Consider the following 22,457-nt stretch of genomic DNA (forward strand, 5'->3'; position numbering starts at 1 on the left):
GTGCAGCTGTTGCGAAGCTGCTTGCCTGTGTGCATTCCAGACCCAAGCCCATTCAGTTGCCTGCAGAGGTCAATGTTGCCCCACATGAGCAATCAGTAGCCCGGAATCCAAGGTTTTATTGTTTGGTGACACGCATGGCTGCGTTGTATTTGAGCCGACCATGGGAAATATGTCTGTTTATCTCGCTCAGTAGCGTCTCTTTATTGATGGGCTTGGTGATATACCCGTTCATGCCATGGGAAAGATAGTATTGCTTGGATTCCGGCATCGCATCAGCCGTCAGGGCGATGATGGGGATATCTGCCCAAGGCATCTGGGAGGTGCGGATCCGGGTGGTGGCCACCAGGCCATCCATCACTGGCATCTGGACATCCATCAACACCAGATCAAATTCGGTGTGACCCAGTTTCTCCAGCGCCTCTTCTCCCTGAACGGCCAGTGTGACCTGATGGCCCACGGAGTCGAGCATGGCGCCGATCACCTTGCGGTTGGTGGCATTGTCATCAACCAACAAGATGCGATAGCTCTCCTGATCCAGCGGCTTGGACGGCAGGCAAACAATCGATGGGGTCGTGGCTCTGGCGGGCCAGATGTAGGTAAAAGTACTGCCATGTCCCTCGCTGCTCTCTACCGAGATATCGCCGCCCATCAGGCGTGCGAGGTTACGGGATATTTCAAGTCCCAGGCCCGATCCGCCATATTGGCGGGTGATCGAGACATCCGCCTGGGCGAAACGTTGAAACAGGTTCTTTAGCTGACTTTTGCTCATGCCGATCCCGGTGTCCTGGATCGAGATGCGTATCGAGTGGCGATCCTGCTCCAACAGGGTGCTATCAACATGGATCTTTACTTCCCCCTGATGGGTGAACTTGATGGCATTGCTCACTAGGTTGAAGAGAATTTGGCGCACCCTCAGCGGGTCGATCATCAACCACTCCGGCGTATCGGGGGCTACAGCCAGGGTCAGTTTGATCCCTTTTGCATCGCAGTTGCTCTGCATCAGGGCCCGGATATCCTCCAGCAGCTGGGGCAAGTGATGGGGGGCCAGTTGCAGCTCGATCTTGCCCTCTTCCAGCTTGGATACATCCAGAATGTCGTTAAGCAGACCGAGCAGATGGTTTGCCGATTCGCGCGCCGTCTCCAGATAGTCTCGCTCCCTCGGATCCATATCCCGGTCGGCCAGCAGTGAGAGCATGCCGAGAATGCCATTCATGGGGGTGCGAATTTCATGGCTCATGTTGGCCAAAAAGCTGCTTTTGGCTCTTGTGCCTGCCTCTGCCGCCTGATTTGCCCGCAGCAGTTTGTCATTGAGCTGCTGCATCAGTTTGTGTTGCAGAAACGAGATATTCATTTGCCGCCAGATCAGCAGGGCGAGCACAAAGAGCAGCGCAAATTGCAGGGTCGCGATGAGTGTCGTAGTGATGATCTGCTCCCTCACGCTGTCGCGGCGTGCCACATCAAACAGGGTCGCCTGCTGGTTCACCTCCAGAGTCAGCTGATGGAGCAGGGGGAGCAGGGAGGCAAGCTGTTGGCGCAGCTCCTGATGGGCAAGATTGTCGAGCGGCTTGGTGGCTTCCGGGCCGAGCCAGATATCCGCCAGAGAGATGTAGGATCGAATGGCTTTGCTTGCCTGTTGGTAGATCTCTGTTTGCTGAAGCAGGCTGCGATCCTTGCTCTCCAGCACCAGATCCATGCGGCTGACCAGAATATCGTATCTGAGCTGGAAGGTCGGTTGCGACTCATGGAGCAGTGAGCTTTGAAAACGCAGCGCTTCGTTATAGAGCTGGAAATAGTTCCACATCACGTTGTCTTCGCCCTGGCTGGTACTGCGCTGCAGATCCTGAAATTGCCGGTACTGGATGGTACCAATACCGGCAAAGGCTAGGAGCAGCACACAAAGCACCACAAACAAGAAACGTTGACTGGCCGCCATGGAACGCATGATGGGATCTACTCCACTTTTATCGCACTGATCTGCCAGATAGCCCGACCGTAATAGAGCTTGTTTTGCAGTTCGGGATATTGATCGAACGGATAGACAAGGAACAGCGGCCCTTTGTCACGCACCGACAGTGGCTTGCCATTGATCGTGCGGGCGAGGATGACCCGATACTGCTCGGCATCGCTTGTCGGCACCTGTACCGAGTAGTCATTGAGCGCGGTAATGGTGAGCTGTTTGCCGGTTGCCCCGACCTTGGCCAATACATCTTGCAGCAGCGGGCCGCGAAAGGTCTTGGCTTCGTCATACCAGGGGGTATGGGTTTTGATTTCGTGTACCGGCAGTTGATCCAGCATGGCGCTGTCCCACAGGGCCAGAGCCTGATGAGTGGGGCTGCTGATGGCGCCTTCAACCTTCAACACGGCGCTGTCAGGGGAGGGGGCTGCGTATGCGGTGCCGCAAAGGGCTGCCAACAGTGGTGCGATGTAAAGGCCTGCTTTCATGATCTCTCCTTCCTGGAAAATGGCGGCATGGGGGCCGAGCCAACGGTGGCTTGTGAAGTGTGTCCAAAGGCAAGCAATAATCGGGCCCAGTCTAATGGGCTTGAATTATCAGCCATTTAGCCTGTTATCGGGCGATCTGGGCCAAAGTGAATTGCAGTTTGCAACGTGCGGGGGAGGTCAATTGCAATTTGGCAATCAAAACGAGGAGTGGGTGTCGGTGCATAAGGCGCAAAGAGTATCATTTGGAGAACAAGTGCCGTGGCACTGCCCGGCATAACATTTGCAACGTGCTGAATGCCGTGACAGCAAATAGTCTGAGAATCGACAAGGAGCTAGCGATGGAAAGCATGACTTACACCCTTAATGATATCCAGGTCGTGGTACTGGAAAACGAGTTTGACGCGATGGCCGTCAGTGAGCTCCGCCCGTTGTTTGAAACCCTCTCGACCCACCCGGGAGATATCCTGGCCGATATCAGCGATGTTCATTTTATCGACTCATCGGGGATCGGAGCCTTGGTATTTCTCTATAAAAGATTGATTATGAACGGGCATCAGATGGCCCTTGTCTGTGGACCCGGTCAACCTCATGACCTGCTGGAGATGTTGCATATCGACCGGGTGATCCCCTGCCATGAGAGCATCAAGGCCTATATGCGTTCCCGTGGCATGATGGCCGCTGCATCATGAAACGCTTTGGTATCCTGCTCTCGTCCATTCTGCTGTCGGGTTGTGCGCAGTGGCCGCCACAGGGGTATGGCGGCATGGCAGAGGCAAGACCCACCCGTATTCCGGTCAATGAGGATGAACGGCGGGTCTGGTCTCGTTATGATGAGCGTCAGAAGGAACTCGACTTGCAGCTGACGGAATTAAAGCAAGCGAGTCTGCAGGGGTGTATGCCTGCCGAGTTGAAACGACTACAATCTCAACGTATTGATATCGAACGGGATATGCACGGACGGCTCTGGTCGGATGTAGCCTGGCGTCAGACCGTGTTGGCACAATCACTACAACAAGTACGTTTGCGGCTGCAACAGACAACAGCGGATGGCTGTCGTGCTGATTGGTCAGGGCTCCCCTTACGCCAATGGGGGCAGACGTAACAGACGAAAAGGATGTCTATGAAACGGGGCGCTCTCGAAGGATTGATCTGTGTTCTCTTGCTGTTGTTCACCTGCCCGTTACTGGCCTCCACCTTGTTGGCTCCCGGTGATCGGTTGGCCATAGTGCAACCCGGTGAGCCTGCTTTTGATCAGCCTTTCCAGATCAACAAGCAGGGGGAGATTGCACTGCCTGAAGTCGGCAACCTAGTGGTGGGGGGGAAGACCCTGCAACAGGCGGATGAGCTGATCCGCACCGCCCTCAAACCTGTTTACAACAACCTCTCTCAATTGACCGTCACCTTGCTGGAAAAGCGGCTGCTGATCAGCGTGATGGGCTATGTCAAAAAACCCGGCAGTTATGATCTGGCGCCCGATGGCAACGTGCAGATGGCCCTCGATGCCGCTGGCGGTCTGGTGCCCGGTGCCCAGCTCAACAACATGCAGGTGCGGCGCGGCAGTACGGTCTCTAGCTTCGACTACAAGCGTTATCTCGATACCGGCGATGCCAGCGTGTTGCCGCCATTGCAATCCCTTGATGTGGTGTTCGTGCCAGCATCCCCTTTGATCGGCAACGTGCAGATTGATTTTGATGCGGCAACCCTGGCGGCAGGTGGGGATGGCGATACCGGCAAGGCGATCAAGGTGTTTGGCGAGGTCAACAGCCCCGGCGCCTTCAGTTTCAAGAGTGGCAACTCCATCGTGGATCTGCTGATGCGAGCCGGTGGGGTGACCCGTTTTGCCGGGGTGGAGCGGATCCGGGTGATCAATGGTGATGCCCCCGAACTGTTCGATCTCAAAGCCTATCTTGACTCCGGCAACAACAAGCTGCTGCCCAATCTGGCGCCGGGTGCCACCATCTTCGTGCCCAAGGATGAAGAGCAGATAAAACGGGGAGCGCGCACCATCTACATCATGGGTGAGGTGTTTAAACCCGGCGCCTATGAGGGGCGGGAAGGGGACTCCTTCCTCGATATTCTGGCCAATGCCGGCGGCCCGACCCGTTATGCCGAGAGTCGCCAGATCCGTTTGTTGCGCACCGATGGCACGATCGAACCCATCGACTTGCAGGCCTATACCGAAGGGATGCAAAAGGCGCTGCCCCAAGTCAAACCCGGTGATGCCATCTTTGTGCCGGAAAAGACCGATATCAACGAGAAGTCCTGGTTGAAAGTGGCACCCGGGCGGGCGGTGATGGTGATGGGGGCGGTGCGGATCCCGGGTCGCTATGAATGGTCTGACGAAATGTCGCTGCTGGATCTGATCGCCCACGCCGGTGGCCCCAACGAGCGGGCCGATATCGCCAAGGTGCAGATCCTGACCGCCGAAGGGGGGCAGGCCACGCCGACCCTGTTTGATCTCGACAAGTTTCTCCATCAGGGGGGGGCGCTCGCCAGCCTGCCAAAGATCCGGGCCGGATTCACCATCATGATCCCCGAGCTGCCCACCGATCCCAGTGATAACAAGTCCCAGTGGGTGCGCCAGTCACCGGATAGCTCCATCTATATCTTCGGTCAGGTCGGGGCCCCCGGTCGCTATGCCTTCAATGAGCAGATGGGCTTTATCGACATCCTGTCGGCCGCCGATGGTCCGACTGCGGCGGCGGATCTGCGCAATGTGCGCATCGCCCATCGCAGTGGCAGCACGGCGCGGGTTAGCAAGCTCGATCTTGCCCTCTACTTTGAAACCGGCGATGAAACCTTGCTGCCCAAGGTGCTGCCCGGCGACTCCATCTATCTGCCGGAGAAGAATCGCCCCTGGCTCGACGAGCCGAAGGAGAACACCATTCGGGTGTTGGGGGCGATTGCCCGTCCCGGTCGCTACCGCTTTGACTCCTCCATGACCCTGCTGGATCTGCTGGCAGAGGCAGGGGGCCCGACCAGCAGCGCCTATATCAAGAAGATTGTGGTGATCAACATGGCTACCAGTGGTCAGGGGGATCAGGCCCGCAGCTTCGATCTCGACGGCTTTGCCAAAGAGCCCGACTTTAGCCAGTTGCCGGTGCTGCGTGCAGGGGACACCGTCTTTATCCCTGATAGCAAAAGCAGCAACTGGGCCATCTTCATGGATGGCATGCGCGACATCCTGACCACGATCTCGGTGGTGGCCCTGGTCGGGACGCTTTGATATGAGCATCCCCATTCAATATCTGGAGCTCGAATCCCTCTACGCGGCGACGGTCGCCCGGGGGATCCGCTCGCTGGCGGTCACCTCGTCGGAAGGGGGAGAGGGGGTGAGCTCCATCTGCGATGCGCTGGCAAGGCGCTCGGAAGCGGATGGGCTGCGCACCCTGCTGGTGGATCTCAACCTCTATCATCCCAGCCGCGCCACGGCGGTTGCCTGGGGGCCCAATGATGTGCCCGAGCCGGTGGCCACTGGTCGGTCGTTGTCGCTGCTCCCGGCGCCGGGTAAGGATCTGATGGCCTTTCGCAATAAGGATACCTTGCGCCAATTGCTGGTTCGCTGGCTGGAACATTACGATGTGGTGATCTTCGATACCTCGCCGCTCACTGCCCTCAATCGGGGTAATATTCCGGCCGATCAGGTGTGTGGAGCCTGTGAAGGGGCACTGCTGGTGGTGCTGGCGGGGGTGACCCCGACGACAGTGGTACAAAGTGCGGTGGATAAACTGACCCGTGCCGAGGCCAATCTGGTTGGCGCTGTCTATAACGACAAGCTCAACCCGGGGCTGGCCAGCGAGATCCTGCGCGAACTCAACCGGCTGCCCAGTAACCGGGTGACCGAATGGCTCAAGCGCTGGTGTCGGCGCAGTGCCTTGCTCAATTTCCGGATCTGATCGCCCGCTGATGGAGGCCCGCTATGGATGACTGGTTGCGATCTGCTCCGGCAACCCTGCAGTCGGTGCGCGAACTGCGCAACCGGCTGGCGCAGGGACTCTCCCTGTTTCAGGTCTCCCCAAAGGATCAAGCCAACTGGCTGCTCTGTTTCAGTGAGCTGGCCACCAATAGCGTCAAACACACAGCTCCTCCCGCGACCCGGCTCTGGCTCACGCTGAAAGAGGATGAAACGGGTTTGAGTCTGATACTGGAGGATGATGGCGGCCCGCAACCCGGTCTTGCCAGTGCGCCGTTACCCGATGAGCTGCAGGAAGGGGGGTACGGGCTGGCGCTGGTGCACCAACTGTTTGCCGAGGTGCACTTCTCTCGTGACGGTGATCGCAATCGCGTGACCCTTCGCCAGCAGGGCCCGGTCAACCAACTGCCGGTGCTCGCGGTGATCGACGATGACAAGGTGATGCGTGCCTTGCTCACCGCCTACCTTCATGAGCACTACCGGGTTGAAAGTTATGCCGACTCCCATGCCGCCCTGCTGGCGCTCGGGAAGCAGCCCCCCGCGCTGGTGCTCTCCGATATCGAGATGGAGGGGATCGATGGCTTTGGGCTGCGCCAGCAGTTGATGAAGGATCCCAAGATGAAGGGGGTGCCCTTTATCTTCCTGACCGGTCATCAGGATCAGTGGACCCAGAGTCGGGCGGGGGCGCTGGGGATCGATGACTTTCTGGTCAAGCCCATCACCAAGCAGGACCTGTTGCTGGCGGTTTCGCGGGTGCTGCAACGCTCGGAGCAGCTCAAGTCGCAATGGGGCGAACAGCTGGATCAGCGCATGACCTCGGCGCTGCGCCCGTTATTGCCCGCCACCTCCATAGGGGGATACCAGCTGGCGTTGCAAACCCGCGCGGCCACCGTGGGGGGCGGGGACTTTCTGCTGGTCAAGGATCGGGTGCTGTGGCTCGGGGATGTAATGGGCCACGATGCGGAAGCCAAGTTCTTCGCCCATGCCTATGCCGGTTATCTGCGCGGCTTGCTGACTGCGCACGATCTGGAGCGCGCCCCCGCCCGTTTGCTGACCATCTTGTCCAATGCGGTTCACAGTGATCCGCTCCTCGGGGCTACTCTGCTCACCACCCTCTGCATCGAGCTCGGCAACGAGGGGCGGGTGCAGTGGGCCAGCGCGGGCCACCCTGCGCCCTGGCTGGTCGGGCCCGGTACCATCCGTCAGGTCGGTGTGACCGGCCCCTTGCCCGGTTTGCGCCCGGATCCCCACTTCGTGACCAATGAGCGTCAGCTCAAGCCCGGCGAGATCCTGCTGTTCTGGACCGACGGTCTGCTCGATAGTCGTGATGCCGCAGAGCGCCAGCGCTGGGAGTCGCAGCTAAAAGAGATCTGCCTGACCTCGGGGCCCGGTCTTGAGCAACTGGCTCATCGCATTGCCCGCTGGTTTGATGAGCGCATCAATGATGCCGCCCTCGATGACATGTCCCTCTTGCTGGTCGCCTGTCCCGGCGCCTGATCCTGCCCCTCTTTGCCTGACTGGCCCGCTCTATGCAGCGCCTCATTTCAGGTGGCATGGAGCCACGGGAGGAGGGCCTTATGTTACCCATGCAACAGATCTGGCTGGCCATCGATGCACGTCAGGTCGGTGGAATTGAAGTTCACATTATCCATCTCGCCAACGATCTGCTGGCCAGGGGATTTCGCCCCACCATAGTGCTGGTGAGCAACCATGGCATGACCCCCTTTACGACCCTGCTCAAACAACAGGGCTTGCCCTACGAGGTGTGCCAAAACAGCCGCGATTTTATGCGCCGTCTGGCCCGCCAGCCGGCTTCTGTGCTGATCCATACCCACGGCTACAAGGCCGGGGTGCTGGGGCGACTGACGGCCTGGTTCACCGGTAAATCGGTGGTCTCGACTTTTCACAGTGGGGATGACGGGGAGGGTTTGCTGAAGTTTTACAGCTGGCTGGATCGCACCACAGCGCGTTTTGCGAAGTGTATTGCAGTAAGTGAGCCCATCGCTCGCAAATTGCCTGTGCCGAGCACGGTGATCAGCAACTTTGTCCCCATGCCTGCGACGCCGGCTACGGTAACTGGCAACCGGATTGCCTTTGTCGGCCGCCTCTCGCCGGAAAAGGGGCCGGAGGCGTTCTGCCAGCTGGCTGCCTTCTGCCCGGACGGGGCGTTTCATCTCTACGGGGATGGCCCCATGAAAAGCGGCTTGTTGCAGCAGTATGGTGATCGCGTCCAGCTTCATGGTTTCCAGAACATGGCCAATGAGTGGCACAACATCGACCTGCTCTGCATCACTTCCCGCTTTGAAGGGTTGCCGCTGGTGGCCCTGGAGGCGATGGCTCACGGCATACCTGTCTGTACCTTTGCGGTGGGGGGGCTGGTCAATCTGATCGACCATAAATCCAATGGCTGGTTGGTAGAGCCTGGTCATGTGCGGGATATGGCGGAGCTGGTCAACTACTGGCTGCGCAGCGATGGGGTGGTGCGCAGCAAAATGAGTCAGGCGGCCCGCAACACCATCGCCCGCGGGTACAGCGTCAACAACAGGGTGACCGATATTCTGGCCGTCTACGGCGCCTGAATCACGGAGAAACCTGTCAAAACGAGTGGCCGCTGGCTACTCGTTTTTTTATGTGCCGGTGTTAGGGTTGCAGGGGGCGGATTGCTTCTGTGATAACGCAACGCTTGGGTTTCTGCGGTGGGGCAAGCGGACATCAGGCCTGTGGATGGGGCCAGATGATGGCGATCAGATCGCTGACTTCTCTGTGATCACCCTTGATGTGCCACAACGATGCGCCATAAAAAAAGGCCATTGCAGTGGCAATGGCCTGATGGTCTCGAGGTGTGGCTGAGATTGGCGGGATTAGCGCCCCTTTTTGCCGACCATGATGGCGATCGTCTTGCCGATGATATGCACATCCTGCACCAGCCAGCGCCAGGGGTGGAGCAGGGCAACCGAGTAGGCCAGATCGAACGCCAGCTTGCTGCGCACATCATCGAGCGACTCGTCGTAACCCTGATTGACCTGTGCCAGACCGGTAATGCCGGGGGCCACTTCATAGGTGCGTTCGATAAAGTACGGCACCGCATCTTCCAGCCGGTTGGCGATCCCGGGTCGCTCCGGGCGGGGGCCGATCAGCGACATCTCCCCCTTGAGCACATTGATAAACTGCGGCAGCTCATCGAGCCGGGTTTTGCGCAGAAAGTCGCCGCTGCGAGTGATCCGGCTGTCCCCCTTGCCACACCAGACCGGCCCGGTGGCCGCCTCGGCGTCGGCGCGCATGGTGCGAAACTTGATCATGAAAAAGAGCTCGGTATGGGTGGCGTGGCTGCGCCCGATCCGCAGCTGACGAAAGAACACCGGACCCGGGCTATCAAGCCGGATGGCCAACATGATCAGCGGCCACAGCGGCAGCGTCAGCAGCAGGCCAAGAGTGGCACCGAGCAGATCCATGCTGCGTTTGACCACCAGGGTCAATCTTGGAATGGGGTGTGTCATACGGCTTTCTCCTGTGACATGAAACGTATGGGGGCGCGCAGGCAGTAGCGCAGGGTGCCCATGCCGTTGTACCAGTGCCCGAGTACCAGATAGTGGATCTTGCGAAACAGATTGGGCCAGGGGTGCACAGGGGTCAGCTGGATCAGGATGACCAGCAGATACCCCAGCAGTTGCAGCCCCAGCAACAGCTGAAACAGCAGGGATTGGGTGGCCAGCGGGATGGCGCAGAGCCACAGCAGGGTCAGGCAGAGCGGCATCAACACCCGCAGCCCCTTGCCACTGGCAAAGTTGAAGGCAACCCAGCCGAACTTGGGGTGCAGCAGGGGCAGTAACCGCAGCAGCTGCTGGGTGTTGCCGGCCCCGATCCGCTTGCGCCGTGTCGCCTCCAGCGCGGCATTGGAAACTTCCAGCTCCAGTGCGGCGCAGCGATTGTCATAGACTGCCCGATACCCCTTGGCGATGGCCTGCATCGGCAGGATGAAATCGTCGTTGATGGTATCAGCGGCCAGCGGGGTGAGGCACTCCCGGCGCATCATGTAAAAGGCCCCGTGGGCACCCAGCATGCCGCCAAGGGCCGATTCGCAGAGCTTGATCTGGCTTTGATAGTGCCAGTAACTCTCCTCGCCCTGGGAGCCCGGTTGCCAGAAGCGGTACGCTTCCCCGACCACCCCTACCTTGGGATCGGCAAAATGGGCGACCGCCAGCAGCAGGCTGTCGATGGGCAGCAGGGCCGAGACATCGGTGAGGGCCACCAGATCGCTGTGCACCCGGGTCATGGCCTCGTTGAGCACGGCGACCTTGCCGCGATTGCGGGGGTGATCAAACAGCCTGATCTGCAACTGCTGCAGGGCGGGATCACCGAGCTGGCTCAGCGCAATGGGGTAACTGTTGTCGCTGCAGCCGTCGAAATGCACATGTACCCACAGCTTGTCGGCGGGGTAATCGAGGCTGGCGAGGTTTTGCAGCTTGGCCGCGATGGTTGCCGCCTCGTTGTAGACCGGCATCAGCAGGGTGATGGTCGGCAGCGCCTCATCGGCGGCCTCTGTTTTGAACCCTCGATCCAGAGGGCGGGGCGGATTGGCTACCTTGCGCGCCTGCCGACCACCGAATTTGAGCAGCAGGGGATAGCCGACATGGTGGTAGACCACCAGTACAGCGCACAGCCAGAACACGATCATGATCCATTCCATGGGATGCTCCTCTGGTCATCGGGTCGCTTGATCAGCGGCTGTAAAGCTGCTGATAGGCCTGAGCCATCCGGCTCAAGCTGCTTTGCTGGCACACAAACTCACGGGTGACGGCACGCAGGCTATGGCACTGCAGCAACCCTTGTGCCAGAAGCTGGGCAAGGCGGCCGGGATCCCGCTCCGACAGGATATGGCCGCTGGCCTGACAGACGATCTCTCTGGCCGCCCCCACATCGCTCATCACCACAGGTACCCCGCAGGCCTGTGCTTCCAGCACGCAAAGCGGCATCCCCTCTGCCAGCGAGGGGAGGCAGAAGAGATCCAGCCCCTGATAGAAGCGCGGCATGTTTTCGACCAGCCCGAGAAAATGGACCCGATGGGCGATCCCTAGCTGCTGACACTGTTGTTGCAACGCATTTTGCAAACTGCCGACCCCTGCCAACGCAAGATGCACCTCCTGCGGCAGGGCGCGGATCGCCTCCAGCAGCAAGGTGTGACCCTTGACCGACTCAAGGCGGGCGGCGCAGCCAATCAACTTGACCCCTTGTGGCAATCCCATCTCCTGACGGGCGAGGGCGGCGGCGCCAGGGGCAAAACGCTGCTCATCGATGCCGTTGGGGATCACGGTTGGCGACAGCTGGCCCAGCTTGGCCAACAGCTGGTTGGCCACCGGCGTCGCATCGGCCACCAGAATGGGTTTGAAGGCGCGCAGCCCCCACAGGGCCAGCGTGCGCTGATGGGGATCATCGAGATACCAGGCATCGTGCTCTGTGTGGATCTGGGTGGGCACCCGGGCCAGCCGACTGGCCAGCCCGCCATAGAGCATGGGTCCCAGATGGTGGGTATGTACCGCGACGGGCTTGAGTTGGCGCAGCAGCCGGGTGAGCCGCCAGAGGGTTGCCAGCGACCAGCCCGCGGGCTTTTCCAGGCAATGAATATTGCCTGCGAAGGGATGCAGGGCGGGCCACGCTCTTAGCACATCCCCTTTGCGCCCTTCGAGGGAGATGATATGCACCGGTTGCTCGGCAGGGCTCGCCTGCGTGAGGTTGAGCACCATGGTCTCCAGCCCGCCGGGCTGCAGGTGCTGCACGATTTGTACGACAGGTTGCAGAACAGGTTGCACGACGGGCTGGGCGCTGGCGTTCCTACGGGGATGGGGTCTGTGCGACGGGGTTGATGACAACATGGTTCGCGCTCCGGCAAGGGAAGGGGTGACACCCCGGATAGCGGGAGAATGCGAATCTTGTACCACTCTTGCGATCTGCCCACAGAGGCGATCAGCACCTCTGGTGGCACTGCCCTTGCATCGTGCGGGGGGAGGGTTTTTCTCAGGGAGTGATGCCATGCCTGTCCAGTTCTATTACAACCTCTACATCATTCTCTTTGCCGCCTGGCGCCGTCGCTATCTGCTGGTTATCCCGGTACTAGTGATGCCGCTGGTGGGCGTGACGGTCGGTCTGCTCACCCCCAAGGAGTATGAGAGCCGCACCACCTTTATGGTGCCGCAAGATGCCAACCAGACCCCGACCCTCAAGGATCTGATCACTCAGGAGAGTCTCAAGGATCGCTTTGCGGTGCTCGAAGCCCTGCTGCGCAGCCGTTATGTGCTGGACGGGGTGGCGCGGGATCGTGGCCTGGTCAATGACGAGACCCCGCCAGCTCAGCGCGATGCCATCATGGACTGGCTCTCGAGTGCCGTCTCGCTGCGGCTGATTGGCGATGAGGTGATCGAGATAAAGGTCAAGGCGGATTCGGCGGCCAACAGCGCCGGTTTGCTCGAAGCCATTTCGCGGCGCTTTTTCTTCAACCTGCTCAGCAAGGGGCGCCAGTCGGCGGAATCGTCCGAACGTTTCCTGCAAAGCCAGCTCGACAGCCGCCGCAGCGAACTGCAAGCGGCCGAGCAGCTGCTCGCCGATTTTAAACGGGAGCATGCCAGCGCCTTGCCCCAGCAGCAGAGTACCAACGTCGCCCGTCTCTATGGCTTGCAGGAGCGTTATGCCGAGAGCCTGATCACCCTGCAGCAGGCCAAGGCACGGGTCGATCAGCTATCGCTAGGGCAAGAGAGCCAGCTGGCCCGCCAACTGGATGAGAAGCTGCAGCTGATGCGTACCGAGCTGGTGTTGCTGCGGGCCCGCTACAGCGACGAGCACAGCAAGGTTCAGAGCCTGCGCTATCAGATTGACCAGTTGCAGCAGGAGTTTGAGCAGCTCAAATCTCAACCGGATATGGCCCGCGGGCCCGAGTGGCAGTTGGCCCAGACGCAGCTGACGGAGGCGGAGCAAAACGCCGCCGGCCTGAAGAGCCAGCTCGATGGGCTGGACAAGGTGGTCGACTCCCAGGGGGATACCGAGCGCCAACTCGCCGAGCTGGAGCGGGATCTGGCGGTCAAACGCACCCTCTATCAGGATTTGCTGCTGCGCTATGAGAAGGCCAAGGTGACCGGCGATCTGGGCAACTTCGAGCAGGGGGAGCGGATCAAGGTGATCGACAAACCCTTCGCCCCCAGCAAGCCGAGCAACTACCCGCTCTGGCTGTTTCTGCTGGCGGGCATTGTTGGCGGACTGGGGCTCGGCTGCGGTCTGGCGCTGGTGGCCGAATTGGCGGATGCCAGCCTGCGCCGCTCCGATCAACTGGCCGCCCTGGTCAAGGCACCGGTGCTAAGCCGCATTCCCTACTGCGAGCCGGTGCCGGACTATCCATCCCACAGTGATCAGGCGCTCGATGGGCAGGTGCTGCCCATGTCACCGGAGCCGGGTTGATTGCCGTAAAAGCGGGCTGCCAGCCTGAATCTGGATATTTCTGAAAAGGCCTTGTGATAAGGCCTTTTTTATATCGTACAGATGGCGGAGTAAAAATTGCGGTAAACCTCTAGAAGAGGATAGAAGCTGCATTTTCTATTTCCGTTTCTTGACTGTAGTTTTACCTAATGTTAAAAGTGGAGCCGCTCAATGCTATTAATAATTTACTTATAAGCTGAGGGCAGGTTAGTAATACAGCTACTTTAAAACGATTTTATTGGTTTGGATGACGAGTTATATGGCTAGTTTATATGAGATGCGTTAACAATGCGTTAATGGTTTCTGTCGTGTAATTACTATATTCCTTATTTTATTTCATTTAAAACTTATCATGTATGTTAGGGGTTAATATAGTGTCGAGTGAGAAGGAAACCCTCGGAAGGTTATATTTATGGCAAGTAGCACTTAATAGAATTAGTGATCTTTTAGCACTGAAACTAAGGGTTGACCGTTTCTGTAACTCTGGAAGACCACAGAACATTACCCTATTGTATGATGAAGAGCGTGCAAGGTTAAAAATTGGCTTACGTCTGGAAGGTGCTGAGTTAGATAACTTTGAAGATAAGCATGGTTCTCTATTTCCAGATATTCATGACATTCACCTGATTGGCGAATTAATAACCGAAGAAATAATAATTAAGTTCTGTACTATTTTTAACGATGGTTATGGGAAGGTTGGTGTTATTTCTGGTAATAAGAAATCATTTTGGGAACCTATTGTCGATAATGTGATTGCAGATGCATTTGCGGGAGATGTACGAGAAAGCTTTTACCAGTTTATTGAGCAAGCTAAAGCATATCGTAACCAGCAGGGAGCACACTTTGATCAACAAAATTTCTATGTAAAACATGGTGATAAAAAATCTGATGAAAATGGGCTTATATCTCATGTTGGTTGGAGTAGTGCCTTGCTTAGTTTTAACTGGGACTTTGTAGCTGAAACCATTCCTAAGTTCAAAGAATCTTTAAATAGTTATGTTAGAAAATTACAGCAACAAGCTAATATTATTTAGTGAAAGGAAATAAAAACATATGACAAGCACGTGAAGGGGTAAATAGCTTGGCTGAGCTCACGCTTTGTTCAAGTCGTAGGTTCAATTATCCCCGGTAGGCGTAATCGGGCGCTCGCGGTGACGCTCGCCGCTCATATGGCAAGTACGTCCTGACCGGTGCCAGTCGAAAGTGATTTTTTTGGGGGGAGACGTGGCAAGATGGGAGCGAGTTAAATAAATATATTACAGAAAGGCCGCGAACGTCCGATTACGCTTCGCTAATCGAACCTACGCCTCTAGGAAATAAGTTGCTCAGAAATATAAATCGTCAGAAGGCATGTAATGGTAAAATAAATCAGGGAGCAATAGCTCCCTAATCGCGACACACGGGGTGATAAATCAGCCGATGGCGGGTGCCAGTTGCCCGTTGGCGGGCTGCTGGCGTCCCTGATTACGGCGTTGATAGCGCCAGGCCAGCAGTAGTGGCATACCGAGCAGCAGCTGGGCGGCCAGCGGGATCTCCTCGATGGGGGCGGCCAGTGCACCTTCCGGAATAATGCCCCCCTCAATTTCGGCCGCCAGTTTGAGCTCCAGCGCATTGCCAAAGTCGGCAAAGGTGGTGGCATTGATCACAAACGCATCCTGACCGCCCGCCACGTTCTCCACATACCACTCTTGCAGCACCCCATCGGCATAGTCCTGACCTATGGTGATGCCGTTGATGGTGTCGATGCCGGAGGCGAGCAGTTGATCCCGCACGGTAGAGGTATCCAGCCCGTTGTTCTGGATCCCGTCACCCGACACATCCATCACCTGGCGGGCGGCGGTGTAGTTGTTGGTATCAAACTGTTGGGCACCAAAGGCCATGGCCGAACCGGGGGCCGTCATCCCCGCATAGGGGCGTACCAGGGCATCCAGGGTGGCGGCGAAGTTGTTGATGGAGGTCATGTCGTAGAGGTGGAACCAGTCGGTCATCAGACTTTGCTGGTTGCTGCTGCTCCACATGATCATCTGTACGGCGATGGAGCCGAGTTTGCCGCCACTGGTGTCGAGGATGGCGCTTTGTACATCCTGACTGTAAAAGGCGTCCACATACCCCTGTAATTGCAGATTGAATTCCGATGAACTGACGCTGCCCGACACATCCATCAGCAGTTGCAGTTCGGTATCGACTTCGGTCAAGGCGTATGCGGGGGAGGTTACCAACAACATCCCCAGCAGCCCTGCCAACGGTTTGAGTTTCATTGCTCACTCCTTCTCCCTGGCGCTAGTGCCAGCAGAGGGAATGAATAAAGCGTGCCAGCTTTGTTGCATCCTCTGACTTGGCTTGATCCGGGTGAGGCCGGTCAGGCATGGAACTTGCGAGAACTGGCGACAGCGGTCAAAAGCGCTGATAACCGGCAGGAGTTGCGATGGAGATCCGTCCCTGGCAGTGGGCACCCAACTGGCTGCTACTTGGTTTGGCCAATCAGTGGGGCATGGTGTGGCTCAATATGGGCCACTTCAACCTGCTGGTGGTGTTGCTGATTGCTATCTGGTGGCAAATTGCATCGCGGGTTGCACCGAGCTGGCGTCCGCATCCACTGGCGCTCGCCCTCTTTATCCTGCTGATCCTGATCCCCAGCGCCAGTTGCAAGGCGCTGGCCTGTCTGCTGTTGGTGGCCTCGCTATGGCGCCGTCATCAGAGTGGCGATGAGCGGGCGGTGTTGCAGATTGTGCTCGCCTTTACCGTGGCGGTGTTGTGGGGGCAGCAGGTGTTTGCCCTGCTCTCCGGCCCTGTGCTGGCGCTCGATGCCTGGGGGGTGGGCCAGTGGTTGCAGCTGCTTGGCTGGGAGACTCGCCTTGATGGCAATCGCATCGAGCGGTTGGGGGGCCATGCCCTGATTGTGCTCAAGGGGTGCTCCTCGTTTTCTCAACTCTATCTGGTGGTGCTCTCCTGGCTGGTCTCCTGCTGCTGGCTGGCGCCGGATCGACCTCTCTACCGGCAGTGGCCCATGTTGCTGCTGGTTTGCCTGCTCTATATCGGGGCCAATCAGCTGCGGTTGGTGCTGATGAGCCTGGATCTGCGCTGGTATGGCTGGCTCCATACCGGCTCGCTGGCCCAGCTCTACCAGTGGGCCATCATGTTGTTGGTGATGACCATCCTCTTTATCCGGGGACGCCGTGATGCATCTATCTAGGGGATATCTGTTGCTGTTGCTGGTGGCGCTGTTCAGTGCTGCCGCCATGGGCTGGCGTTATCAGAACCGGGCAGTTAACGAGGGGGCCAAGCCCATGCTCCTGGAGCTGGTCCAGATGGGCTGGCGCTTGCGGGTGGCTACGCCGGTATTGGGCGGCACCTATGTCAGCTATCAGCTGGCCCATCCCCGCTGTGATGGTCTGCTGCAGGCCATGCTGGTGGCGCCGGATAGCGAGGCGATGTCAGTGACGCTGGCGGGTGAAGGGATGAGCCAAGGGGTGATGTTTTTAGGCGAGCTGCACCAGAGCCCGCCGCTGCTCTCTTACCGTCTGACCCAGGGTTGGCGCAAATTGTGGGGGCTGGCCCCTTATCCCCTCTATCGGGTGGCCTTGCCGACTTCTTGCATTGACCTTATTGCGCCGCCGCTGGGGTGACCGACCCCGGTTCACCGTTTGGCAGAATGCGGATCAGCAAGGTATTGGGGGCCAGCATGGGGTCATAGCGGGGCTCCAGCTCAATGGCGCGAGAGCCCAGCAAGCGGGTGAGTGCGGTTAGCCGCACGCTCGCTATCCGCGCACTCTCCAGCATGTCGGTTTGCAGCCCGGGGCCGCTTACCAGCGCAATTCGGGCCGGATCCTTGCGTCCTAAAAACTGATGCAGCTGCTGCTCCTGATCCGCTGGCAGTTGTGTCTCCGCTTGCTGGTACTGCAGTTGCAGCTGGGGCTGTTCGGCCAGCTGCTGTTCCCGCAACTGGTTGAGGATCGGCAGGGTCTCATTGACCGGCTCCTGACGGGCGCAACCGGTGAGGATCAGCAGCGGCAGCATCAGGGGCAACAGGTGGCGCAGGGCGCTGTCTTTTGCTGTGGAGCGGGGAATCTGGTTGGCCATACGCAGTCACTTCAGGAGGATGAGTTGGCACCAGTTTGCAATGTTTTCAATCCCTTGGCCAGTTGTTCAATCTCGCGGCGCCACTGGATCCAGGCGGCAGAGGGCAGTTGCTCTGCCACCTGCCAGCGGGTCGGCAGCTGATCCCGCAGGCGCTCCAGCAGCAGGGCGGCCTCTACTTGATAGCGGGCCTCCTGCTCCAGCCAGGCGAGCCAGCGCAGATCTTCGATGGCTTGCTGCAACAGCAACAGATCGTGGGAGAGGCGGTGCGCCTCGCAGGCTTGCGGGCCGAGCAGCATAAAGTCGCTCTCCCGCCCGTCGGTGGGGTCATAAGGCAGGGCGGTGGGCATGCGGCCATGCCACTGTAAATAGCCCTCGGCGCCGCTTTGCCACAGATAGAACCCGGCGGCTCTCGGGGTGCCCAGATTGTAAAACCAGGGGGTGACCTTGTGTTGGCGCACCCGCGCCACATCGGCCTTGTCGGCGCCAAAACCTGCGTTGATCAGGGCAATCTCCACCTCTGCCAGCAGACCAACCTGACCCGGGTGGTTGAAGTGGCCTGCGCGGATCACCGCCGGATCCCGCCGTTTCATCTCCCGCGCCAGGGTGGTGATGGTGGGCAGGGTGGCGAGATCCGGCTCATCAAACAGGCTCCATGCCAGCGGGGGCAAGCCGCTGGCGGTCAGCCCCTGTTGCCGCGCCTGCCACTGTTCGAGCTGGCTGGCAGGGTCGCCCCCCCAGCGTTTGAGCGGGGTATAGGCCAGCAGGGGCGGCACAAAGCCGAGCCCGGCTGCTTCTCCCATGATCTCCCGCATCCCCGCTTCATCCTGTGGCAGGGCGGGCGAGAGGCCGCTGATCCCGAGCTTGGCGAGCCGCTGCAGATCGCAGCGACTGGCCACAGCGATCTGCTCTTTTAGCGCCTCGGGGTCGGGGCTTAGCCAATTCAGATAGGGGGGCGCTTCGACATAGATGCCGACCGGCTTGCTGGCCGCGGGCAGGGTCAGCGGCAGCACCTCGATAGTCAATGGCAGCTGCACCAGTTGCTGCTGGCTCAGCAGCTGAATATTGCCGAGATAGCGCCCCGCCGGCGCATCGCGTGGGACGGTGATCTGCAGCACCAGACGCCGTGGCACGTCTGCCAGCAGGGTGAGCCCGGCGACCCCCTCGACCAACTCCTGATCCGAGGGGGCCAACAGGGTGCCACTCGCCTGCGGGCGAACCAGATGCCACTTGCCGTAATAGGGGGTCAGCGCCAGCGGCGATCCTGCCTGCTCGGGGGGGTGGATCACCAGCAAGGGGGCCGGATCGTCGGTGGCGGCGTGGATGGCAAACTCCAGCAGCAGCTGGCTGCCACGGGCGGCCAGCACGGGTTGTGAAGCCTGCTTCAACGCATCGGCCGCAGATAGCGGGGCGATCTGCAGGGTTGGGGCGGCATCCGTAATCGGCGTGAGGCTCAGTTGCTGTGCAGCTGGGGCTGGGGTTGGGGAATAGGGGGCCAGAGTCCACTTTTCCAAAAACAGCTGGCGCTGCTTGGTCAGCACGATGGCGGTAGCGTCGGCCAATACGGCGAGATCTTTTCCACTATTCGGGAGAGCCTCTTTGCTGGTGGAGGCCGGATAGGGGGCAAGCAGCAGCCCCGCCAGGTATTTGGCATCCGGTGAGTGGCCCACCAGTGTGATAGTGAGCGGGCCGCCGGGGTGGTTCAGGGTGACATGGACCGGGCCGCCTTGACGCGCCCCGAACAGCTGCCAGGGATCCGGATTTGGCAGTGCCTCGCGGGATTGTCCCGCCAGATAGCGCTGCGTGAGCCACTCCTGTGGTTGCCACTGTTCGGCCCAGATGGGCTCGCCATTGACCAGCACGCTGCGCTCGAAGGGGTGGGGCAGGTACTCCCATTCACCTGGGTCATCCAGCCAGAGGGTGAGCTGGTAGCGCCCCTTGGCGACCTCCAGCCGTACGCCATCCAGATTGCGCAGCCCATCGCGCACAAGGGCATCGCCGGAGGGGCGCAAGATGGGGGTGGGATGGCCAATCAGCCGGGGATCCCCCGGGCTCAGGGGCTCAAAGCCGGTAAAGCGGGGGGCGGTGGAGGCCCCCAGATCCAGCGCAATGGTGCCCTTAGGCAGGGTCAGACCGGGCACCCAGTACCAGCGGTGAATGGTCATGGAGGGGGCGTTATCGGCCATAAAGAGATAGAGCTTGGTGAGTTTGTCCAACGCCAGCGCTCTGGGTTGGCTGGTGCGCCACTCGCTTAAGGCAAAGCGCTGGGTGAAGGGGCCGGGTGCGACAATCCGCTCCAGATTGACCCGGCTGCGGTAGTTGACCGAGGCCTCGTCGTCGATACGCAGGATCAGGGTTTGCGGGTGGGCGCTGGGGTTATGGCCCTCGATCACCAGTTCATCATCGCTGCCTATTGGCCAGTTGTGGGGGCTCAGATCGAGCCGCTGGGGTGTCTGGTTACTGGTTAGGGGCAGCGGGGTCTGCCCCTCCAGCCGGGTGGCGGCCATTGCTGCATGGCAGCAGAGCAGGATAACCAGCCAGAGCCCTCTGCTCATCCGGCCAGCCCCTTTAGCCAGTTGTTCAGCTCGGCAGCCTTGTGATCCCAGCTTTGCAGGGCCACCTGCTGCTGGCGAGTGTGGCGCCCTTCGCTGCGGGTGAGCCCCTCCCAGCCACTCTCCTGAAACCAGCCCGGATTGGGTTGATCAAAGGCGGCCCGATTGATGGCCTGGGCCAAGCTCTCCCCACTGCGGGGGAGCTGGATCTGATCCCGATAGCCATCGAGGGCCGGAAAATCGGTGCTGACGATGGGTCGCCCTGCGGCCAGATATTCGCGCAATTTCAATGGATTGCAGGCACGGATCTGGGCGTTGTCGACAAAGGGCAGCAGACTCACCTGCCAGTGCTGGGCATAGGCCGCCAGCGTGTGATGGGGACGGGGCCCCAGCAGATGGATATTGGGGAGCCCCTTGAGGGGGGAGATATCGGTCTGGACCGGGCCAATCAGCACCAGATCCCAGTGTGGCAGGGCGGCGGCCGTCTCTGCCAGCAGAGGGATATCAATCCAGTCGCTCAGGCTGCCGTAAAATCCGGCAATGGGGCGGCCGGAGGGGAGATCCGCCGGACGCTCTCTGGGGGGCATAAACAGCTCGAGATCCACGCCGTGGCTGAGGAGCTGGGTTTTATGAGGGGGAAAGCGGCTGGCCAACGCGGGGCTGGCGGCCAGAATGAGATCCGCTTTTTCCACCAGTCGGGCTTCGCAGTGAGCGATGGCCTGATGATCCACCCCCGCCAGCGCCGAGAAGTCATCGCCGCAGTAGTAGATTACTGCCCGCTCTTCGAGCTTGCCAATCAGATCGACGGCGCTGGGCAGGGAGATCCAGAGCAAGGGGCGATCCAGCTCGGGCAGCTGACGCCGGATCTGCGCCGCTAGCCAGTGGCCATTGATCTTGCCCGCCAGCCGACTGCCGGGCAGTGGCAAGGCGAGCGGCGGCAGAACCCGGGGGCTGCTGGCGTCGATTGGCGCAACCGACTGGCCGCCAGCATGGCGCGCGCCGCGCAGCACGGCCCCCAGTTTGCGGACGATGCGGGTGAGATCATGAAGGGTAAAGCGGGGGCAACGCATGCCGATGGAGTTGACCCAGAGCACTTGATAATCGGGCAACAGACGCTTGATCAGGTGTTGGGTGCTGGAGGGGTGCTGGCCCCAATCCTCTCCCAATACCACCAGTTGCGGCAGTGAGTGTGGTTTCATGCAAAGGTCTCCGAAGCGTGTGCGAGGTCGCTGTGATCTTGTGGCTGCAACGGGCGCAGTACGGTGGCCGGTACACCCGCTGCCAGCACACCGGCGGGCAGATCCCGAGTGACGACGCTGCCTGCGGCGACAATGGTACCGGCGCCTATGGTGACACCGGCCATCACCATCACCCCGGTGCCGAGCCAGACATCCTGCTCCAGCACGATGGCCCCCACCTGTTCATCGCGATCCGGCAGGCCCCGGGCGCGATCGCGGGCGTTGACCGGGTGCCCCGGGTAGCCCGCCAGAAAGGCACGCCCTGCAATCCGGACGTTATCCCCCAGCACTATCTTGCTACCCACCGCCAGGGTGGTCTGCCAGCCAATGCCGACATTGCGGCCAATGACCAGCCTTGGTGTCTGGCTCGATGCGCGGCCGCTGATGGTCATGGCGGCACTGAGGCGGCAGTCGGCACCAATTTCGATGGTGACCGGACCGCTGATATAGGGGATGCCGCCATAGAGATAGAGGCGCGGGGCGGGGGCCGTGAGGCGAGATTGAAACAAGGGGGTCCACCAGAGGGTGCGGGTCAGGGTCGCCAGCGCGTTGGTGCCCAGCAGGTAGAGCCGATAAAGCAGCCGATGCAGGGGAGGGATCACGGGGAATGACCAGTGGCGGGCACTTTTGGCCAGACGCCATACCCGGCGAGCCAGTGGCGTCTCTCCCTGTTTGGCCCAGCTTTTCATCCGGTGCAGGTTGATGGTGTTCATGGCGACCTCTCCCTCTGGTGCAGTCCGTTGCTCGCTATGCAGAAAGCAGGGATCGGGCCAA

At 59.7% G+C, this 22,457-nt stretch carries 20 protein-coding genes; 10 read left to right on the forward strand and 10 right to left on the reverse strand.

Going from position 1 to position 22,457, the window contains the following annotated elements; all coding sequences use genetic code 11:
• Positions 1-115: 115 nt before the first annotated feature.
• A complete protein-coding gene (locus I6L41_RS05115) occupies positions 116-1,942 on the reverse strand; it encodes an ATP-binding protein (protein ID WP_100653888.1) in 1,827 nt (608 codons plus the stop codon).
• Positions 1,943-1,950: 8 nt separating this feature from the next.
• Complete coding sequence (locus I6L41_RS05120) at positions 1,951-2,442, reverse strand: molybdopterin-dependent oxidoreductase (protein ID WP_005351410.1); 492 nt, start codon at positions 2,440-2,442, stop codon at positions 1,951-1,953.
• A 338-nt stretch (positions 2,443-2,780) separates the two neighbouring features.
• Between I6L41_RS05120 and I6L41_RS05125 the strand changes: the two genes are divergently transcribed.
• The 6 genes from I6L41_RS05125 (at position 2,781) to I6L41_RS05150 (ending at position 8,934) form a co-directional block, all read left to right on the forward strand.
• Positions 2,781-3,131, forward strand: coding sequence for an STAS domain-containing protein (locus I6L41_RS05125; RefSeq protein WP_005333409.1), 351 nt, complete (start codon positions 2,781-2,783; stop codon positions 3,129-3,131).
• Positions 3,128-3,544, forward strand: a complete 417-nt coding sequence (locus I6L41_RS05130; protein ID WP_019445317.1) for a hypothetical protein — start codon at positions 3,128-3,130, stop codon at positions 3,542-3,544. The genes I6L41_RS05125 and I6L41_RS05130 overlap by 4 nt, the downstream gene beginning before the upstream one ends.
• A gap of 18 nt (positions 3,545-3,562) precedes the next feature.
• The gene (locus I6L41_RS05135; protein ID WP_005351417.1) at positions 3,563-5,668 is read left to right on the forward strand and encodes an SLBB domain-containing protein; all 2,106 of its coding nucleotides are present in this window, start codon (positions 3,563-3,565) and stop codon (positions 5,666-5,668) included.
• A gap of 1 nt (position 5,669) precedes the next feature.
• Positions 5,670-6,338, forward strand: coding sequence for a capsular biosynthesis protein (locus tag I6L41_RS05140; protein WP_216962412.1), 669 nt, complete (start codon positions 5,670-5,672; stop codon positions 6,336-6,338).
• A 23-nt stretch (positions 6,339-6,361) separates the two neighbouring features.
• A complete protein-coding gene (locus tag I6L41_RS05145; protein WP_216962414.1) occupies positions 6,362-7,852 on the forward strand; it encodes a SpoIIE family protein phosphatase in 1,491 nt (496 codons plus the stop codon).
• 80 nt (positions 7,853-7,932) lie between these two features.
• Positions 7,933-8,934: a glycosyltransferase family 4 protein gene (locus I6L41_RS05150; protein ID WP_120414140.1), complete on the forward strand. Its 1,002-nt coding sequence runs from the start codon at positions 7,933-7,935 to the stop codon at positions 8,932-8,934.
• Between the two features lie 282 nt (positions 8,935-9,216).
• Here I6L41_RS05150 and I6L41_RS05155 read toward each other — a convergent pair whose 3' ends face one another.
• The 3 genes from I6L41_RS05155 to I6L41_RS05165 are packed head-to-tail and all read right to left on the reverse strand — an operon-like array spanning position 9,217 to position 12,225.
• Entirely contained in the window at positions 9,217-9,852 is a 636-nt protein-coding gene (locus I6L41_RS05155) for a sugar transferase (RefSeq protein ID WP_005333398.1), read from the reverse strand.
• Positions 9,849-11,042 carry a glycosyltransferase family 2 protein gene (locus I6L41_RS05160; protein WP_042083499.1) on the reverse strand — a complete coding sequence of 398 codons (1,194 nt, stop codon included), beginning with the start codon at positions 11,040-11,042 and terminating at the stop codon, positions 9,849-9,851. Before I6L41_RS05160 ends, I6L41_RS05155 begins: the two co-directional genes overlap by 4 nt.
• Before the next feature lie 31 nt (positions 11,043-11,073).
• Positions 11,074-12,225 (reverse strand): glycosyltransferase, encoded by a 1,152-nt coding sequence (locus I6L41_RS05165; RefSeq protein ID WP_216962416.1) that lies wholly within the window; start codon positions 12,223-12,225, stop codon positions 11,074-11,076.
• A gap of 157 nt (positions 12,226-12,382) precedes the next feature.
• Here I6L41_RS05165 and I6L41_RS05170 point away from each other — a divergent pair, with 157 nt between their 5' ends.
• Together I6L41_RS05170 and I6L41_RS05175 are read left to right on the forward strand one after the other, a co-directional pair.
• Positions 12,383-13,798, forward strand: a complete 1,416-nt coding sequence (locus tag I6L41_RS05170; RefSeq protein ID WP_043819760.1) for a GNVR domain-containing protein — start codon at positions 12,383-12,385, stop codon at positions 13,796-13,798.
• A 392-nt stretch (positions 13,799-14,190) separates the two neighbouring features.
• The gene (locus tag I6L41_RS05175; RefSeq protein ID WP_201987842.1) at positions 14,191-14,850 is read left to right on the forward strand and encodes a hypothetical protein; all 660 of its coding nucleotides are present in this window, start codon (positions 14,191-14,193) and stop codon (positions 14,848-14,850) included.
• 378 nt (positions 14,851-15,228) lie between these two features.
• Here I6L41_RS05175 and I6L41_RS05180 read toward each other — a convergent pair whose 3' ends face one another.
• Positions 15,229-16,074: a DUF1194 domain-containing protein gene (locus I6L41_RS05180; RefSeq protein ID WP_216962418.1), complete on the reverse strand. Its 846-nt coding sequence runs from the start codon at positions 16,072-16,074 to the stop codon at positions 15,229-15,231.
• A 167-nt stretch (positions 16,075-16,241) separates the two neighbouring features.
• On the opposite strand from I6L41_RS05180, the gene I6L41_RS05185 reads away from it, so the two are divergent.
• A complete protein-coding gene (locus I6L41_RS05185; protein WP_100645977.1) occupies positions 16,242-17,009 on the forward strand; it encodes a hypothetical protein in 768 nt (255 codons plus the stop codon).
• Positions 16,996-17,442 (forward strand): hypothetical protein, encoded by a 447-nt coding sequence (locus I6L41_RS05190; RefSeq protein WP_216962420.1) that lies wholly within the window; start codon positions 16,996-16,998, stop codon positions 17,440-17,442. The genes I6L41_RS05185 and I6L41_RS05190 overlap by 14 nt, the downstream gene beginning before the upstream one ends.
• Here the strand turns inward: I6L41_RS05190 and I6L41_RS05195 are convergent.
• From I6L41_RS05195 to I6L41_RS05210, 4 genes are read right to left on the reverse strand one after another with little or no spacing between them, the layout of a single operon-like run.
• Positions 17,420-17,896: a hypothetical protein gene (locus I6L41_RS05195; protein WP_216962422.1), complete on the reverse strand. Its 477-nt coding sequence runs from the start codon at positions 17,894-17,896 to the stop codon at positions 17,420-17,422. The genes I6L41_RS05190 and I6L41_RS05195 overlap by 23 nt on opposite strands.
• 11 nt (positions 17,897-17,907) lie before the next feature.
• A complete protein-coding gene (locus I6L41_RS05200; protein ID WP_216962425.1) occupies positions 17,908-20,448 on the reverse strand; it encodes a hypothetical protein in 2,541 nt (846 codons plus the stop codon).
• Complete coding sequence (locus I6L41_RS05205; protein WP_216962428.1) at positions 20,445-21,644, reverse strand: glycosyltransferase; 1,200 nt, start codon at positions 21,642-21,644, stop codon at positions 20,445-20,447. Before I6L41_RS05205 ends, I6L41_RS05200 begins: the two co-directional genes overlap by 4 nt.
• Complete coding sequence (locus tag I6L41_RS05210; protein WP_216962431.1) at positions 21,641-22,396, reverse strand: acyltransferase; 756 nt, start codon at positions 22,394-22,396, stop codon at positions 21,641-21,643. Before I6L41_RS05210 ends, I6L41_RS05205 begins: the two co-directional genes overlap by 4 nt.
• Positions 22,397-22,457: the final 61 nt, after the last annotated feature.

The organism is Aeromonas sp. FDAARGOS 1411 (assembly GCF_019047125.1).
GTDB lineage: Bacteria > Pseudomonadota > Gammaproteobacteria > Enterobacterales > Aeromonadaceae > Aeromonas > Aeromonas veronii.